This is a genomic window from Anaeromicrobium sediminis (assembly GCF_002270055.1).
Taxonomy (GTDB): domain Bacteria; phylum Bacillota; class Clostridia; order Peptostreptococcales; family Thermotaleaceae; genus Anaeromicrobium; species Anaeromicrobium sediminis.
In genome coordinates this window covers 101,558-118,013 of the sequence record NZ_NIBG01000005.1, presented here as the reverse complement: position 1 = coordinate 118,013, position 16,456 = coordinate 101,558, and the positions used below count along the sequence as shown (strand labels likewise).

Genomic DNA, 16,456 nt, shown 5'->3' with positions numbered 1-16,456 from the left:
ATTAGATATCCTCTTACTTATTTAAAACTTAAATTTACCTATGGATTCTTCTAGTTCTTGTGCTAAACCAGATAAACGTTCACTAGAATTAGCAACTTCCTCTATTGATGCAGATTGTTCCTCTGTGGAAGCTGCCGCTTCTTGAGTACTAGCTGCATTTTGTTGAGCTATAGCCGACAATCCTTCAATAACCTTTAATAGGTCTTCCTTTTTCCTTGTCATTTCTGCTATGGATATGGCAAGTCTTTCCATGGCCTTTTCTGATAAGGATGTGGCATTTGCTATTTCATTATATTTAGCCTCTGTTTCATCTACACTTACCACTTGATCATGTACTATTTTTGAAACTTCTTCCATCTTAGTAACGGCACTACTAGAATTTTCCCTTAATTCTCCTACGATACTATCAATTTCTTTAGTTGAGTTAGTAGATTCTTCTGCTAACTTTCTAATTTCTTCTGCTACTACAGCAAATCCCTTTCCTGCCTCCCCTGCTCTAGCTGCTTCTATGGCTGCATTTAAGGCAAGGAGGTTCGTTTGCTCTGCTATATTTGCAATAACAGCACTAGCTTGTCCTATCTTCTCTGTACTATCGTTAGTCTTAACTATCACACTAAAGATATCTTTTGATGCCTTTCCACTCTCATCTGTTTTATCTATTAGTTCCTTAATTACATTTAATCCTTCATTTATTACTTCAACCACTTTATTGGAAGATATATTTAAATCATCCATCAATACTCTATTTGATTCTATTATTTTATCTAATTCATATATGGACTGAGATCCGTTTTCCGTCTCCCTCGCTTGACTAGTAGCTCCGCTAGCTAATTCCTCAATAGTTCTTGCAATTTCCTCTGAAGAGGTGGATGATTGTTGAGATATGACTTTTAGCTCCTCTGAAGACGTGCCAACCTGTTTTGATACCTCTTGTGACTTTTTCATCAACTCTATTAAGTTCATTTGCATAGTAGCCAAAGACCTAGTCATGTCTCCTGTTTCATCTTTATACTCTAAGTACTTTACAGCTTCACTTTTTTCATCAAAGGTAAAATCATAAGTGGCTAATCTATCTATAATATCAGATAACATTACAATAGATTTTGTTACATATTTATTAGTAAAGTATGTAGCTATTCCCGTAATTAATATTCCTATGACGGATACAATAATCATGGTATTTGCCATTTCAATATTATTATAAGTATTAATCATTAAATAACTCATAATAGATGCGAATGCAATTATACACATTCCTAAATTCATTAAAATCATTTTTTTACGTAACTTCACTTTCACTCCTCCTATATTATATTTCTTTTCTACACATATTTTTATATTTTCCTATATATTACATTATATAACAAATAATTCTAATTTTCATAGTTTTAGGATATTTTTTTACATGCTTTTTACGCATTGGTGCTAAATATACTAAAACAAAAAGGTAGAAGCCACAGCTTCCACCTTTATTCTAAATTAAGAGTTATATATTCATTTTCCAGTAAGTCTATATATAAAAGTTTCTTTCTAATTAACTCTCCTTTATTCATCAATACTTTAAGAGCTTCACTTACCTGTATGGAAGCCACTAATGCAGGAGTAAATGATGGATTACCTATTTTTTTTTCAAGGCCATTCCCGCTTTTTTTGTATATAATATTTAAAGTATCATCTCCTGGCAGTATGGTACAGACTTGGCCATACCAGCCAGCAATAGCTCCATGTATTAGGGGTATGCCCAATTCTTTGCATATGTGCTGTAGGAGCAATCTAGTATCTATAGAATCCAGTGCATCTATAACTAGATCATGGCCTTTTAATATTTCTTCTCCGTTTTTTCCATCAAGTCTTTTATATATAGGATTTAAAGTTATGGTGTCATTTACTTCATCCATTCTCTCTTTTGCCACCATAACCTTACTCTTTCCAATTGTATTTTTAGTAGATAATATTTGGCGGTTTAGATTAGTTTCGTCAAATACATCAGAATCTACAGCAGTTATATGGCCTATACCTAACCGCCCTAGCATTTCTATCACATAACCACCAAGTCCACCAGAACCTACTACACATACTTTAAAACTACTTAATTTTTTATTTTCATCTTCCGATAACATGGACATGTTTCTCTCGTATCTCTCCATTTTAGCCTCCTCCAACTGGTGGAAATATGGATAAATAATCTCCTTCCATAAGAGGTCTATCAAAGTCTCCATCTCTACCATTTATTAATAAAATAGCTATATCCTCTTCTTGAATATTCAGCTCTTTTATTATGATCCTTGGAGTTAGACCAGCCTTTAGTTGAAAATAAACCTTTTTCCCTCTGCCTTCCCTTAATGTGGCAAACAGTCTTACTTCTACGTTCAAAGTATCACTCCTATGCTTTTGCCATATCCTCACTTATGCCTAATTTCTCTAATCTTTCATCCGTTGGTATACCTTCCTTACTCCATCCACGTAATTCATAATATTCTGGAAGTAGATCAGATAATTTGTGTACCCATCCCTTAGATGGCCCTTCTGGAATAGGCTCTTCTAATAACCTCTTAGGTAACTTATCCTCAGAAGGAGCTACACCTGATTCTAAGTTAAATAATTTTTCTATATTCCAGATTCTTTCTCCAGCTTCAAATATGGAGTCTGCCGTATGGTCAGTTCCACAAACGGCATTTATTAAGCTTGCATAATCCCCAGCGCCTAATGCAAAGGATGTGAATAGACATAATCCTAACGAATCTATGGCAGCCGTTAGATCTTGGAAAGCCTTAGCCCAAGTGGCTTTTCCATCTAATTTAAATCTATCTAACTTTTCTGGTAAACCTAAAATTTCAGGAGAAATTAAGTATCCTCTTACGTGGCATCCACCTCTATTTGATGTGGCATATTGCAATCCATGGCCTTGAATTCCTCTAGGGTCATATGCTGGTATTTCTTGTTTTTTAACACTCATAGATAATTCAGGAACTCCATACATTTCAGCTAATCTATATGAACCTTCTGCTAATTTATCTCCAAAACCTTCTCTAAGTCCCATCTTCTTAGTCCACTCAATGACAGCCTCATCATTACCAAACTTAAGTGGAGTTCCATCTATTTCCTCATCTCTAATATATCCCTTTTCATATAATTCCATGGCAGTAGCTACTGTAACCCCTGCTGAAATAGTATCTAAACCCATTTCATTACACCAGTAGTTAGCCTTAATAATATTTCCTAAATTACTAACTCCGCAATCTGAACCATAAGCCCAAATAGTTTCATACTCAGGTCCTCCACCTTCTATGTCATCAACTTTACAGTATCTTCCACAGGCAATAGGACATCTGTAACAGGCTTCTTTTTTAACTAAGTACTTCTCTGCTAAAGTTTCGCCACTAATGGCTTCTGCTTTATCGTCATAAGATTTTTGGAAGTTGTTAGTAGGTAGTACTCCGTTTTCATTAATAATGTTAACTAATACGGCTGTTCCATAAGTAGGTAGACCTTGACCTGTAACTCCATTTTCTCTTATCTTTTTCAAAGACTCAGAAAATACCTTCTTAAGTCCATCTGGATCTTTTACTTCTACTTTACTACTACCTTTAACTACGATAGCCTTTAAGTTCTTAGAACCCATAACAGCTCCTACACCAGAACGTCCTGCCGCTCTATCCTTATCATTCATAATAGCAGCTAATCTAGATAATTTTTCTCCAGCCGGTCCTATAGTCATTACTTTTGATTTTTCTCCACATTCTTTTTCCAATACATCTGTTGTCTCTGATACTACTTTCCCCCATATATGAGATGCATCTCTGATTTCAACCACACCATCAACTATGCTTATATATACGGGTTTATCTGCTTTCTCTTCAACTACTATTACATCATATCCTGCAAACTTCAGTTGAGCTCCCCAGAATCCACCAGAATTAGAACTAGCAATAGTACCTGTTAGGGGTGATTTTGTAACTACCATGTATCTTCCACCTGTAGGTGTTGGACTTCCTGTCAATGGACCAGTTACTACTAACAGTTTATTTTCAGGACTTAGAGCATCTACCTTAGGATCTACTTCATCCATAAACATTTTAGTTCCTAGACCTCTACCACCAATATACTTCTTTGCCATATGTAGATTTAAATCTTCAACCTTATATGTTCTATCCTTTAAATTAACTCTTAATACCTTACCTTTGTATCCAAACATAATAATCCCCCTTTATTTTTTCATTAACACAAATATAAAACGCAAGTCTTGTGCCAAGAAATTTAATATATGTTTTTCAACACATCCATGCTTTTTTGTTCCATTTAGGAACACTTTTACCCCTTTATTTTTGTTCCATTTTGGCACTTTGTTCCATTTGTGAACAATTAATATTATATTTTCTTATTTTCCTATATAAAGTATTTCTTCCTATGTCTAAGGCTTTAGCTGATAGTGCAACACACCCTTTAAATTTAGTAAGTACATTTTTAATATGGCGCTTTTCTACTTCTTCTAAAGTTGGTACATTGTGTTCCTTAAAATTCTTTATGCTTTCTATGGATATGGATTTATTGTTTAAATCTATTGGAATATTTTCCGTATTAATTACTAATTCAATTAGATTTTCAAGCTCCCTTATATTCCCTGGCCATTCGTAGTTTATTAAAAATTCCATATACTCCTTATTGATTTCAACGGGTCTTTTATTTAATTTTTTACTAATCTTTTTCATGAAGTATTCTATTAAAAGGGGAATATCTTCTTTTCTATCTCTTAATGGTGGTAATCTAATGGGTAGCACATTTAATCTATAAAATAAATCCTTTCTGAAATCGCCCTTCTTAACTTCCTCAAATAAATCCTTATGGGTAGCTGCAATTATTCTCACATCCACAGGTATAGACTTTCCACTTCCAATACGATTTACAGTTCCCTCTTCTATAACTCTTAAAAGTCTAGTCTGCATGTCTAGTGGCATCTCACCTATTTCATCTAAGAATATGGTTCCCTTATTGGCAAGTTCAAACTTACCCAATTGGCCTCCCCTTTTGGCACCAGTGAAAGCTCCCTCTTCATACCCAAATAGTTCTGACTCAATTAAACTCTTTGGAATAGCCCCACAATTTATGGCAACAAATGGTTCATTTTTTCTTTTACCATGGTTTTGTATTCCTTGGGCAAATACTTCCTTTCCCGTTCCACTCTCTCCCATAATCAGTATGGTAGATTTACTATCTGCAACCTTTTTAGCAAATTCTACTGCTTGGATAAAAAATCTATTCTCACCTATAATCTTATCGAAGGTGTAGATTGCCTTACTTTCTAATATTTTATTTATGGATTTTCTATCCCTTTTAACATCTTTAAATATATAAACTATATTATTTATTTCACCCTTAACATCTTTTATAGGATATGCTGTTAAATTAAAATATACCTTATTAGTTTTGGCATTTATTATTACATCCTCATTGAAAGTAGTTTCTCCCTCTTCAAAGGAATTTTTAACCTTCTCCCAATTGGAAAATATATTTTTTATTTCTAACCCTTCCATATTTTCTTCATCATATCCAAACATTTTTAAAGTTTCCTTATTGGCAGATATGATACTTCCATAAGGATCGCATGTGATTATTCCAAAGGGAATGGAGTCTATTATGGTCTCTACAAATATTTTATTATTCTTAAGTTCTTCATTATACCTATTTATTTCTAACATTTTTTCTATGGCATTGGCCGCTGCCACTACCATGCCCAGAGTATGTGAGTGAACATTTTCACTATATCCAGTTAAATCTAAGGACCCTATTATGTTCCCATTCTCATCTTTTATAGGTGCTCCCGAACAGGTCCATCTATGATATGCCTCTATGAAATGTTCATCTGCCGATACTTGTATAGGTCTATTTTCAGCTATGGCAGTACCCATGGCATTAGTTCCTATATTTTCTTCATTCATGAAAGCCCCTGGTATCATCTTTAAAGAAAAGGCATCTGATAATATTTCTTCATCTCCTATAACTGTAAGAATACAACCTTCCTCGTCTGTTAATACAGAGAAAAAACTAGACCCTTTTACAAAATTATACAATTGATCCATAAAGGGCTCTGCCGCTATTATTAGTTCTCTCCTGTATTCATGCCTTACATACAGATCTTCACTATTTAATATTTTTTTGCTATACACTCTATCTTTATTTATTTCATATTCTCTACACCGGTTAAAAGAACGCTTTATATAATCCGTTTTATTCAAAGACAATTCCTCCTACTTAGATAATATATTAAAATTTCTGTATTTTCTTTCAATTCCCTTTTTTTAATAAAAAAGCATACTCCGTATGCTTCGCTATGGAACCCTATGGTTCCATTCGACGCAACCAAAGTTGCTGAGCACCCTCCTTTAAAGAGGCAGGGGAATCCTTCCCCTACACCCCCTTCATTTTTTATCCACAGATTTTGAGATATTATAATTTCCTTTGTGATAAAAAAGGCAGATCAAATGACCTGCCCAGTTAATTAAATTATTCAGTTTATGTCATATGCTAATTGTTGATATTTGGAAATTGCTAATATATAATTAATTAATGTTATAAATATTCACAATTACTCTCATAATATTGAATTTTAAGAAGGGAGAATTTCTATGGAATTTAAAAAGAAATCCACATTATTTTTACTTTTTTTAACCTATGGAGAAATATGCTATATATCGTCTCTTCGTACTAATATATTTTCTATTGTTCAACAAGAATACTCTCTTGATTATAGTCATATAGCCACTTTAGTGTTAATTTCTGGAATAGTCATGCAAATTTCAACTTATATAACAGGTATCTTCTCAAAAAGATTGGGATATAACAATTCACTAATTATAGGTTTATTCATATCAGGTGCCAGTATCTTTTCCATGATTTTTGTAAAAAGTATTGCACTTTTCAATTTTCTCTTCATACTTTTTATGTTTGGTTTTGGAGTATGCACCCTTGTATTAAACATGTATGCAGGTCTTTTAGCAGGAGATTCTCGTGGAAAGGTTCTTATGAATCTTCATCTAGGAGCAGCCCTTGGAATGAGTGTTGGTCCTACAGTTATAAGTCAATTAGTTAATATTGGCTTTTCATGGCAATTCATAATGGCCATGTCTAGTATACCAGCTTTTATATTAATAATAATTCTATTCATAAGTAATAGCTATAACAAAAAAAATAATGATTTTAATAATGCTGTAGAAAAAAGTATCTCCAATAAAAGATTTAAATATGGAAGTTATATAGTATGGTTATACATTCTCATGTTCATATGCGCACAAATTTGGGAGTACGGCGTAGGCACTTGGTTTGTAATCTTTGCAAGACAAACTAAAAACTTAACGGAGATAGAAGCAGCAAAATATTTAACCATATTTTTAGGCAGCTTTCCAATAGGTAGGATCATATATGGTAAATTACTCAATTATATAGATTCTTATAAAAGTATGTTAATTTCTTTTATTGGAAATTTCATATTAATACTTTTAAGCTTTCTAACAAAAAAACTTGTTTTTATATCTTTAACAGGCCTACTCACTTGTTCCATGTTCCCAGTTATGATGTCCATGATGCAAGAGGAGTTTGGTGATGATAGTTCAGATTTGATAGGGTTTATTTGCATGGCTGGGGGTATACTTCAATATGTATTTATCTGGTCTGTAGGAGAAATAGGAGACTTATACGGTATAAAAGTTGGATTTGGTAGCTTAATAATTTATATGTTTATAGGAGCTTTAAGTATATTATTAATAAAAAAAACAAAACCAGCTAAGATTTCAGCTGGTTAATTGAATTTAATTATTATCCAAAAGGCCATCATTACCAATATGGCCCCAGGAACCATTACTTGCACTCCTAATTTGTTACTTTTATAAACTAATTCTTTATTAACTATTCTTTTTAATGGAGATAATTCATAGTTTACAAATAACATGCCTAAAGATACGAACAGTGCTCCTAATATTACAAAAAATAAGGATAATACATATATCATGATCATGTTTTTCACTCCAAATCACCTTTTTAATAATTATATCAAAAAAATTCGAAGAGGAATAGGATAGCCTATTCCTACTTTCTATTAGTTAATTTACTTACATCCCACACATATATATTATTAGACAGTTCATTATCCCAAAATAGACCTTCCCCAGATAAAATAACTTCCTTATCATGACTAATACTAAGTATATGGGCAATTTTCTTATTCTTAATCTTGTCCTTTACTAGTCCATTTTTTATATCTACCACATTATAAAACTCACTAGGCATACTAACATCTTCTCCATACTTTAAAAAGGCTGGTATAAATATTAATTCGTCTGTAGCCACAAATATGGGTAAGGTGCTTGGATTTTCCAGTTTCATACTACTTATTTTTTTCCCCGTATAAGAATTTAATATTCTTAAAGTTTTATCAGAATATAGTCCTATTATTTTAGATTTATCTAAGGTTAAGGCACTACCCATTAATGTCCAATCACTATTTATACTTCTCTTATAAGTGGCATTATACTTCATACTTCCATCCATATTATTAAATCCATATATGGATACATTCCCCACATCATAATGAGCCATTAGTACGTTTTTACTGTTTATAAATTCTACATTTTTAAAGGGTCCATATTTGGGATCTACTTTAATATCCTTTATTATATACTTTTCCACATCTATTATTTTCTTTACATGATAATAGCTCTTTGTATAATAACGTTTTTTGCCATTATAGTATAAATATACTCCATCATAAAATATCTTTTTCCCATCACCAGATAAAACTATATTTTCAATTTGAATTGGGTCACTTTGGAATTTTTCTTCTATACTTATGTATTTTAATTGTTTCATATTTTCTAAATCATATAAGATTAAATTAGTAAGTCTAGGTAATTTTATATTATTACTTTCTTCCATAAAAGCTTTTTTCCTAGGACCCATTGGGTATATTAAATATTTACTATCCTCTGAAAAACTTATGAAAGATTGTCTTCCCCTATTCTCTTCATTTATTGAAATAGTTTTTAAAAGTTTAAATTCATTTAAATCATATATATCTATTTTATTTTCTGTTCCCTTGTTCAAATACTTATATACCATTAGATATTTAAAATTATTATCCACTTTACCCTTTATGGAATAATGGGGTACTAACTCCTTAGTCTCCATAGTCTTTGTGTTCTTATTTTTTCCAGTATTTCTGTCGTAGATCATTAATTTAAATTTATATTTTTTAAATACATCTAATTTTTCTTCTTTCATTGTTACCACATATATATCTTCATCCTTATTGGCAAAACCGGATTTTAATAGGATTTCATCCTGTGGAACATAAATTGTAAACTTTAATTTTTCTAATTCCTCATCCCCATAGGCTACAATAGAACTAAGGCACATGAATAGGGCAAATAATAGTATAATCAATTTCTTCATAAGAACGCCTCCTACTAAAGATTAATTTCTACAAATTTTGCTAAAAACCTTCAAAATAAAAAAAGTCATACTTCGTATGATTCGTTATGGAACCCTATGGTTCCCTCCGACGATTGCTCTTGCAATCTGAACATCCTCCTTTAAAGAGGTAGGGGAATTTTTCCCCTACAACCCCTTCATTTTTTATCCACAGATTTTGACATATTATAATTTCCTTAGGGATAAAAAAGATATGAAAAGTAACTTTTCATATCTTTATCTCTTTTATTGTTTATATAAAGTTAAGAATAGTAATTAAACTCAAAGTGGAAAGAATTATAAAAAGTATGGTTCCTATTACTAATGACTTTATTCCCTTATTTACAATACTTTTAAAATTAACTGATAATCCCATTGCTGTCATGGCCATAAGTATTAATAGGGAACTTCCCTTTGTTAAAATGCTAGTAATATTTACTGGAATTATTTTAAATGAGTTTATAATACCAGCTAAAATAAAGTATAGGACATACATGGGAAACTTAGCTTTCTTATTTCCTATACTTTCTTTATTAAAAATAGAACTTAATATTATTGATACAGGAACCATCATTAATACCCTTGTCATTTTAACAATAGTTCCAATTTCTCCAGCTGTATCCCCAAGGGCAAATGCTGCTGCCAGGGCATGGGCCACACCGTGAAGAGAAAGGCCAGACCATACTCCATATTGAGTTGCACTTATATTTATGGAACTTGTAGCAATTCCTGAATATATTATTACTCCAAGTGCACCTAAGAGACTTACAATAGATACGGAAATTACTGAATCATCATCATCTGCATTTATACAAGGAGCCATGGCAACTACTGCCGATGCACCACATATACTGGTTCCTACACCTATTAATGTGGCTAATTTTTTATTTACTTTAAATATTTTTCCTAATATTATAGATAAAGTTAATGCAAATGGAACATACACTAACACCATGATTAATATTTTAGGTCCTAGTTCTAATACGGCATAAATATTAAGCTTGAAACCTAATAAAACTATTCCTATTTTAAGGAGCTTTTTTAAAGAAAAGGTCACACCCTTTTTAAAAATATCTTGAGTCCCTACTGTATTGTTGTAAATAATCCCTATGATTATGGCAATTGTAAGAGCTTCAATATTTATATAACTTTTAAATAAGTCATTTATAAACATGGATAAATAAGAAATTCCTAGAACAAAAATAATACCAGGTATGTATTTTTTAATATCTTTCATTTATAATCACCCCTTCTACATATGAATTTGCAAGGTAATTATATCATTATGAAAACATAAGATAAAATTATAATTTTTTATGTATTTATAAGAAATTCTTATGTAGTATTCTTTAGTTTTTATTGCAAAATCTAATAAAATCATTTATAAATGTTTCATGAATATGATCTAAATATATGAAATTAAATTCTCTAATAATCTTAAAATTATCTATTGGAATTACCTTAAGCTTATTAGATTCTAAAGAACCTTTTATGGCCTCCTTTGAAATAATTGTACATCCTATATTAGCCTCTACTAAAGAAATCAATGCGGTTATGTTTCCAATTTCCATATATATATTCATATCCTCTAAGTTATAACCAGCCTCTATTAACTTGTTCTCAAAGAACTTTCTCGTGCCAGATCCTTCTTCCCTTAAAATGAGCTTATTCTTTAAAACGTCCTCAATGGTCACTGATTTTTCATTAGCAAGGTCATGATCAGGAGAAAGGGCTAATACCAGTTCATCATCTTTAAATTTTTTATACTTTACTTTGGATTTATTAAAGGGTCCTTCCACAACTCCTAAACTAATATCACCACTAAATAATCTTTTTATTATGGACTGAGTATTTTCCACATACAGAATAATATCTGTATTTTCATGCAACCTTCTGTATTTACCTATAATTTCAGGAAGTACATAACCTCCTATTGTTAATGTGGCCCCTACAAAATATCTATTTATTATGGATGATTTATTATTTAGTTCAATTTTTATCATTTTACTTATTCTTTCTAGCTCTAGAGCATACTTTAATAATAATTTTCCTTCTTGTGTTACCTTCATTTCTTTTCCATCTTTATGTAAAAGTTTCACATTATAATATTGTTCTAAGGCTCTTATATGCTGCGATACAGCTGGTTGGGTTATATTTAAAATACGAGCAGCTCGTGTAAAATTTTTTATTTTAGCTACAGTTATAAAGGTTAACAGTTTTAAATCAATCACATCCACCCACCCCCTTAAATTTCTTCTTCCTTATTTGGATAACAAGAAGGATTATTATAGGTAAAATTACTTGAAATACAATTGCATAGTAAGGCCATATGTTGAAAGCCCACTGGGTCATCTCTCTTACATTATTATAAATTATATTAGATAAATTAATCATTAATAAACCAACTGGCACTACTATATATCTATAGTCTTTCAGTCCAAAAACCTTTTCAATGCCTTTACATGCTCCCATAAGACATATACATATTTTAATAAATCCCCCTCCCATAAAAGATATTGACACTATGATCTCTGATCTTTGTATAATATCTCCAATATCTATTCTGCTAACCGCACTATAGGCAGGAAAAAATAATTCAGTATAATTCACTTCTCCTAAAACGAGCATTTCTGTAAAAGCTGTAACAAGGACAACAAATCCTCCTATTACTAATCCCCCTGTATAAACTTTGTATGGAGATTTACTATCCTTTAATGATGAAAAAACAAGACAAAACATAATCGTTTCAGCAAATGGAAATGAAAAAGCTGAAAAGGCTCCTCTAAATATGGGCTTCATACCATCTGATAAAATAGGCATTATCCTGTTTATATCCATATTTGGTATTAACAACAATATAGTTAAAGTTACCAATACCAGAAGTATATTTAAAGTGATTTGTGCCCATCTAGCTAATACCTCAATTCCATTTATTACACCCCAAATACACAATATGGCAAGACCTATTATAGTTACAGTCATAGGAGTTTTCAATAATGACACAGTAGATACAAACTCACCAAAATTTCTAAGAACTAATACGCCTAAATGAAAGGCAAGCCATGTATATAATATGGAAATACATTTTCCTAAGAATTTACCAAAAACACATTCAAGTATATGAAATAAATCTTTTCCAGGGAAAGTAGCAAGTATTTTTGCATAAATCATTAAAATGGGAAATGCAATAATTATTCCTACTATAATTGCTATCCAAGAGTCTTTACCAGCATCCCCTCCAGTACCCATTAGTAAAGTACTTCCCATTACAAACAATACTACTAATACTATTCCTTGTCTATCTGAAATTACTTCTCTACTCATTACTTTTCCTCCAAAATATAATTAATATGAATTAAATGGAATATCATATATTATTTCACAAACTAATTGAATATATCAGCGAATTCTTTTAGTAAATTTCCTAAATATAAGCATACTAGGATGAGTGACATTTACGAGGTTTATGAAGATTTTTATAAATAACAATTGACAGTTAAACCATATCGTTATAACATCAATACGATTACATTTTTATATTAAGTATAAGATTACAAATTTAAGATAAAGGAAGATTAAAAATGACAGAACAAAATTTAAATTTTATTGATGAAGTTCGAAGAAGAAGAACCTTTGCAATCATTTCCCACCCCGATGCGGGAAAAACAACGCTAACTGAAAAATTCCTATTATACGGTGGAGCCATTCGTTCAGCAGGATCTGTTAAATCCAGAAGATCACAAAAGCATGCTGTATCTGACTGGATGGAAATAGAAAAACAAAGGGGTATATCAGTTACATCCAGTGTACTTCAATTTGAATACAACAACTTTTGTATCAACATTCTAGATACACCAGGTCACCAGGATTTCAGTGAGGATACTTACAGAACTCTTATGGCAGCGGACAGTGCCGTTATGGTTATTGATTCTGCAAAGGGTGTGGAAGATCAAACAAAGAAATTATTCCAAGTATGTAAAATGAGAGGGATTCCGATTTTCACCTTTATAAATAAGATGGACCGTACAGGAAGAGAACCCTTTGAACTACTTGAAGATATTGAAAATGTATTAGGAATCCGTTCTTGCCCTATGAACTGGCCTATTGGCTCAGGTAAGGACTTTAAAGGAGTTTATAACCGTCACAAAGAACAAATAGAAGTTTTTGATGATGGTAACCATGGACAATCTATTGCTGATGCAATTAAAGGTGATTTAACAGACGAAAAATTTAATGATTTATTAGGTCCAGGACTTCATGAACAATTAATGGGAGATATTGAACTTTTAGATATTGCAGGAGATAATTTTGATTTAGATAAGATATTAAAAGGAGAATTAACTCCAGTATTCTTTGGAAGTGCCCTTACTAACTTTGGGGTTGAGCCATTCTTAGAGTCCTTCTTAGACATAACTATGCCTCCTACACCACGTATTAGTAATTTAGGTGAAATTGACCCTGAATCAGATAACTTCTCTGGATTTATTTTTAAGATTCAGGCTAACATGGACCCTGCCCATAGGGATAGAATAGCATTCTTAAGAATTTGTTCTGGTAAATTTGAAAAGGGTATGGCAGTAAATCATGTACAAAGAAATAAAAAGGTTAAGTTAGCCCAACCACAACAATTTGTGGCACAAGACCGTGTAATGGTGACTTCAGCTTATCCTGGTGATATTATAGGTATACATGACCCAGGAATATTTAATATTGGTGATACCCTATCAGCAAAACAATCAAAATTAAAATATAAGGGTATACCACAATTTGCCCCTGAACATTTTGCAACTATATCTACAAAAAATTCTCTTAAGAGAAAGCAATTCTTAAAGGGAATTACTCAAATTGCCCAAGAAGGAGCAATCCAAGTATATAAGCGTCCTAATATAGGTATTGAGGAAGTTATTGTAGGAGTAGTTGGAGTCCTTCAATTTGAAGTATTAGAATATAGACTTAAAAACGAATATGGTGTTGATATTACTATGCAAAGATTACCATATCGTTATATTCGTTGGGTTGAAATGGACAACTTTAATGCGGCTAGATTCTCCATGACTATGGATACTATGTTAGTTGAAAATAAGGATGAAGAACCTGTATTATTATTCCAAAACGAATGGTCTATTAGACAAATAATAGAAAGAAATGAAGGATTATCATTAAGAGAAACTTCTTTAGTAGAATAAAAAAATAAAAATAATGCCTATGCTTTGTATATACTCAGCATAGGCATTTCTTTTATCTATTTACTTTAACTATTATTTCCACTTCAACGGCAGCATTGCCTGGTAGAGAATTAGTTCCTACAGCTACCCTAGCATGCTTGCCCCTTTCACCGAATACTTTTTCTAATAATTCAGATGCACCATTAATCACAAGGGGATGCTTTTCAAAATCATCACAACAGTTTACATATCCAGTGACTTTAACTATTCTCTCAATCTTATCTAAATCTCCAATAATACTTTTAATAGCACTAATAGATCTTAGAACGCATACTCTTGCTGCATTATATCCATCCTGAACTGATAAATCTCGACCAACCTTTCCCTTGTAAATTAACTCTGTTCCATCCTTAGGTGTTTGCCCTGCCACAAATACAAAATCATCACTTAATACAGCAGACACATAGACGGCAGCAGGTGGTGGACAAGGTGGAAGCTTAATATTTAATTCTTCTAGTCTTTTTTCAATTTCCATATATGTTTCTTATAGAACAACTTTCTATAAGTTCCTCCCTTCATAAAATATCTTTAATACTAATATTAAAATTCATCCCTTATAAAATCACTTAATTCTTCTATCTTACATTCCATAGCTACTAAATTATGTTTTTCAAAGGCAGCCGTATATTTTAATCCACTACCTGTTACAACGCACACAATCTTTTCGTTTCCTTTGAAATAATTCTCTTCTTTTAACTTTCTAACAGCAGCTAAGGGAACTGCCGATGCAGGTTGTCCAAATATACCAGATTGGGCTAAGATTCCTTGGCACTCTACAATCTCCTCATCAGAAACGGCAACAAAAGTTCCACCATTTTTCTTTATGATTCTCAATGTTTCATTTCCACTTGGAGGAAATGGATTTTCAATGGCATGGGCAATAGTATTAGGATTCTCAAATCTTTCAATTGTTTCTGATTTATTATTATATGCATTATATATGGGCGAACAACCACTTGCCTGAGCACAAATAATCTTAGGGACTCTATCTATAAAACCACAGTTTTTAAACTCTCTAAATCCCTTTTCTATTCCCCTAATATTACCACCAGCACTAGTGGGAACTACTACATAATCAGGCATATTAAAGTTTAATTGCTCACATATTTCAAAGGCTATAGTTTTTGATCCTTCCACTCTAAATGGAGCATCAGAATTTATGAAGTATATATTATTTTCTTTTCCTATTTTTAAACTCTCATAATAAAGGCTCCCATAGTCCCCATCTACTTTTATGAGATTAGGATTATAAATAGCTATAGGATTAAGTTTCTCAGGAGCTATATGCTTACTTACAAATACGAATGTTTCCAAGCCTGCTTTACTTCCATAGGCAGCCACAGAAGGTGCCATATTTCCAGTAGATACAGTTCCAATTCTCTTATATCCTAATTTAAGGGCGTGCTGAACTCCCGCAATAGTTCCCCTATCTTTAAAGGACCAAGTTGGGTTTTGACTTTCATTTTTAAAATATATTTTTCCTACTCCTAGATTTTCAGCAAGTTCTTTAGATTCTACTAAGGAAGTAAATCCTTCCCCAAGACCTATCTCATTATCCACATTTACAAATGGAAAAAACTCTGAGTATCTATCTAAAATCGTTTGATTAAGTACATTTCCCTCTTTTATCTTTCCCTCTTTTATTTCTTCTACCTCTAAGGGTTCATTGCAAACATCACATCTATAGAGAGCCTTATCTATTGGAAATTCTTTATTACATTTTGTACAAATGAACTTAATATCTTTCATATACTGTCATCCCCTTTGTCCTT

14 protein-coding genes are annotated in these 16,456 nt (G+C 31.9%); 2 read left to right on the top strand and 12 right to left on the bottom strand.

Annotation, left to right across the window (positions count from 1 at the left end):
- Positions 1 to 21: 21 nt before the first annotated feature.
- The 5 genes from CCE28_RS07900 to CCE28_RS07880 all read right to left on the bottom strand — a co-directional run bounded on the left by CCE28_RS07900 (position 22) and on the right by CCE28_RS07880 (position 6,233).
- Complete coding sequence (locus tag CCE28_RS07900; protein WP_095132716.1) at positions 22 to 1,293, bottom strand: methyl-accepting chemotaxis protein; 1,272 nt, start codon at positions 1,291 to 1,293, stop codon at positions 22 to 24.
- Positions 1,294 to 1,469: 176 nt separating this feature from the next.
- Positions 1,470 to 2,147: a HesA/MoeB/ThiF family protein gene (locus tag CCE28_RS07895; protein WP_095132713.1), complete on the bottom strand. Its 678-nt coding sequence runs from the start codon at positions 2,145 to 2,147 to the stop codon at positions 1,470 to 1,472.
- A 1-nt stretch (position 2,148) separates the two neighbouring features.
- Positions 2,149 to 2,373 carry a MoaD/ThiS family protein gene (locus CCE28_RS07890; RefSeq protein ID WP_095132711.1) on the bottom strand — a complete coding sequence of 75 codons (225 nt, stop codon included), beginning with the start codon at positions 2,371 to 2,373 and terminating at the stop codon, positions 2,149 to 2,151.
- A 10-nt stretch (positions 2,374 to 2,383) separates the two neighbouring features.
- Positions 2,384 to 4,195, bottom strand: coding sequence for an aldehyde ferredoxin oxidoreductase family protein (locus tag CCE28_RS07885; RefSeq protein WP_095132709.1), 1,812 nt, complete (start codon positions 4,193 to 4,195; stop codon positions 2,384 to 2,386).
- A gap of 124 nt (positions 4,196 to 4,319) precedes the next feature.
- Positions 4,320 to 6,233: a sigma-54-dependent Fis family transcriptional regulator gene (locus CCE28_RS07880; protein WP_095132707.1), complete on the bottom strand. Its 1,914-nt coding sequence runs from the start codon at positions 6,231 to 6,233 to the stop codon at positions 4,320 to 4,322.
- A gap of 390 nt (positions 6,234 to 6,623) precedes the next feature.
- Here CCE28_RS07880 and CCE28_RS07875 point away from each other — a divergent pair, with 390 nt between their 5' ends.
- Complete coding sequence (locus CCE28_RS07875) at positions 6,624 to 7,796, top strand: MFS transporter (protein WP_095132705.1); 1,173 nt, start codon at positions 6,624 to 6,626, stop codon at positions 7,794 to 7,796.
- Here the strand turns inward: CCE28_RS07875 and CCE28_RS07870 are convergent.
- The 5 genes from CCE28_RS07870 to CCE28_RS07850 form a co-directional block, all read right to left on the bottom strand.
- On the bottom strand, positions 7,793 to 8,008 hold the full coding sequence (locus CCE28_RS07870) for a hypothetical protein (RefSeq protein ID WP_095132703.1): 216 nt from the start codon (positions 8,006 to 8,008) through the stop codon (positions 7,793 to 7,795). The two genes, CCE28_RS07875 and CCE28_RS07870, sit on opposite strands and share 4 nt — an antisense overlap.
- Before the next feature lie 71 nt (positions 8,009 to 8,079).
- A complete protein-coding gene (locus tag CCE28_RS07865; protein WP_095132701.1) occupies positions 8,080 to 9,441 on the bottom strand; it encodes a hypothetical protein in 1,362 nt (453 codons plus the stop codon).
- A 271-nt stretch (positions 9,442 to 9,712) separates the two neighbouring features.
- The gene (locus tag CCE28_RS07860; protein ID WP_095132699.1) at positions 9,713 to 10,696 is read right to left on the bottom strand and encodes a YeiH family protein; all 984 of its coding nucleotides are present in this window, start codon (positions 10,694 to 10,696) and stop codon (positions 9,713 to 9,715) included.
- A 112-nt stretch (positions 10,697 to 10,808) separates the two neighbouring features.
- Positions 10,809 to 11,690: a LysR family transcriptional regulator gene (locus CCE28_RS07855; protein WP_095132697.1), complete on the bottom strand. Its 882-nt coding sequence runs from the start codon at positions 11,688 to 11,690 to the stop codon at positions 10,809 to 10,811.
- Positions 11,683 to 12,783, bottom strand: coding sequence for a GerAB/ArcD/ProY family transporter (locus CCE28_RS07850; RefSeq protein WP_095132695.1), 1,101 nt, complete (start codon positions 12,781 to 12,783; stop codon positions 11,683 to 11,685). Before CCE28_RS07850 ends, CCE28_RS07855 begins: the two co-directional genes overlap by 8 nt.
- A 257-nt stretch (positions 12,784 to 13,040) precedes the next feature.
- Between CCE28_RS07850 and CCE28_RS07845 the strand changes: the two genes are divergently transcribed.
- Positions 13,041 to 14,645, top strand: coding sequence for a peptide chain release factor 3 (locus tag CCE28_RS07845; RefSeq protein ID WP_095132693.1), 1,605 nt, complete (start codon positions 13,041 to 13,043; stop codon positions 14,643 to 14,645).
- A 52-nt stretch (positions 14,646 to 14,697) separates the two neighbouring features.
- On the opposite strand, the gene CCE28_RS07840 is transcribed toward CCE28_RS07845, so the two are convergent.
- Together CCE28_RS07840 and thrC are read right to left on the bottom strand one after the other, a co-directional pair.
- Complete coding sequence (locus CCE28_RS07840) at positions 14,698 to 15,159, bottom strand: RidA family protein (RefSeq protein ID WP_095132691.1); 462 nt, start codon at positions 15,157 to 15,159, stop codon at positions 14,698 to 14,700.
- Between the two features lie 65 nt (positions 15,160 to 15,224).
- Positions 15,225 to 16,433: a threonine synthase gene (gene thrC / locus CCE28_RS07835; protein WP_095132689.1), complete on the bottom strand. Its 1,209-nt coding sequence runs from the start codon at positions 16,431 to 16,433 to the stop codon at positions 15,225 to 15,227.
- Positions 16,434 to 16,456: the final 23 nt, after the last annotated feature.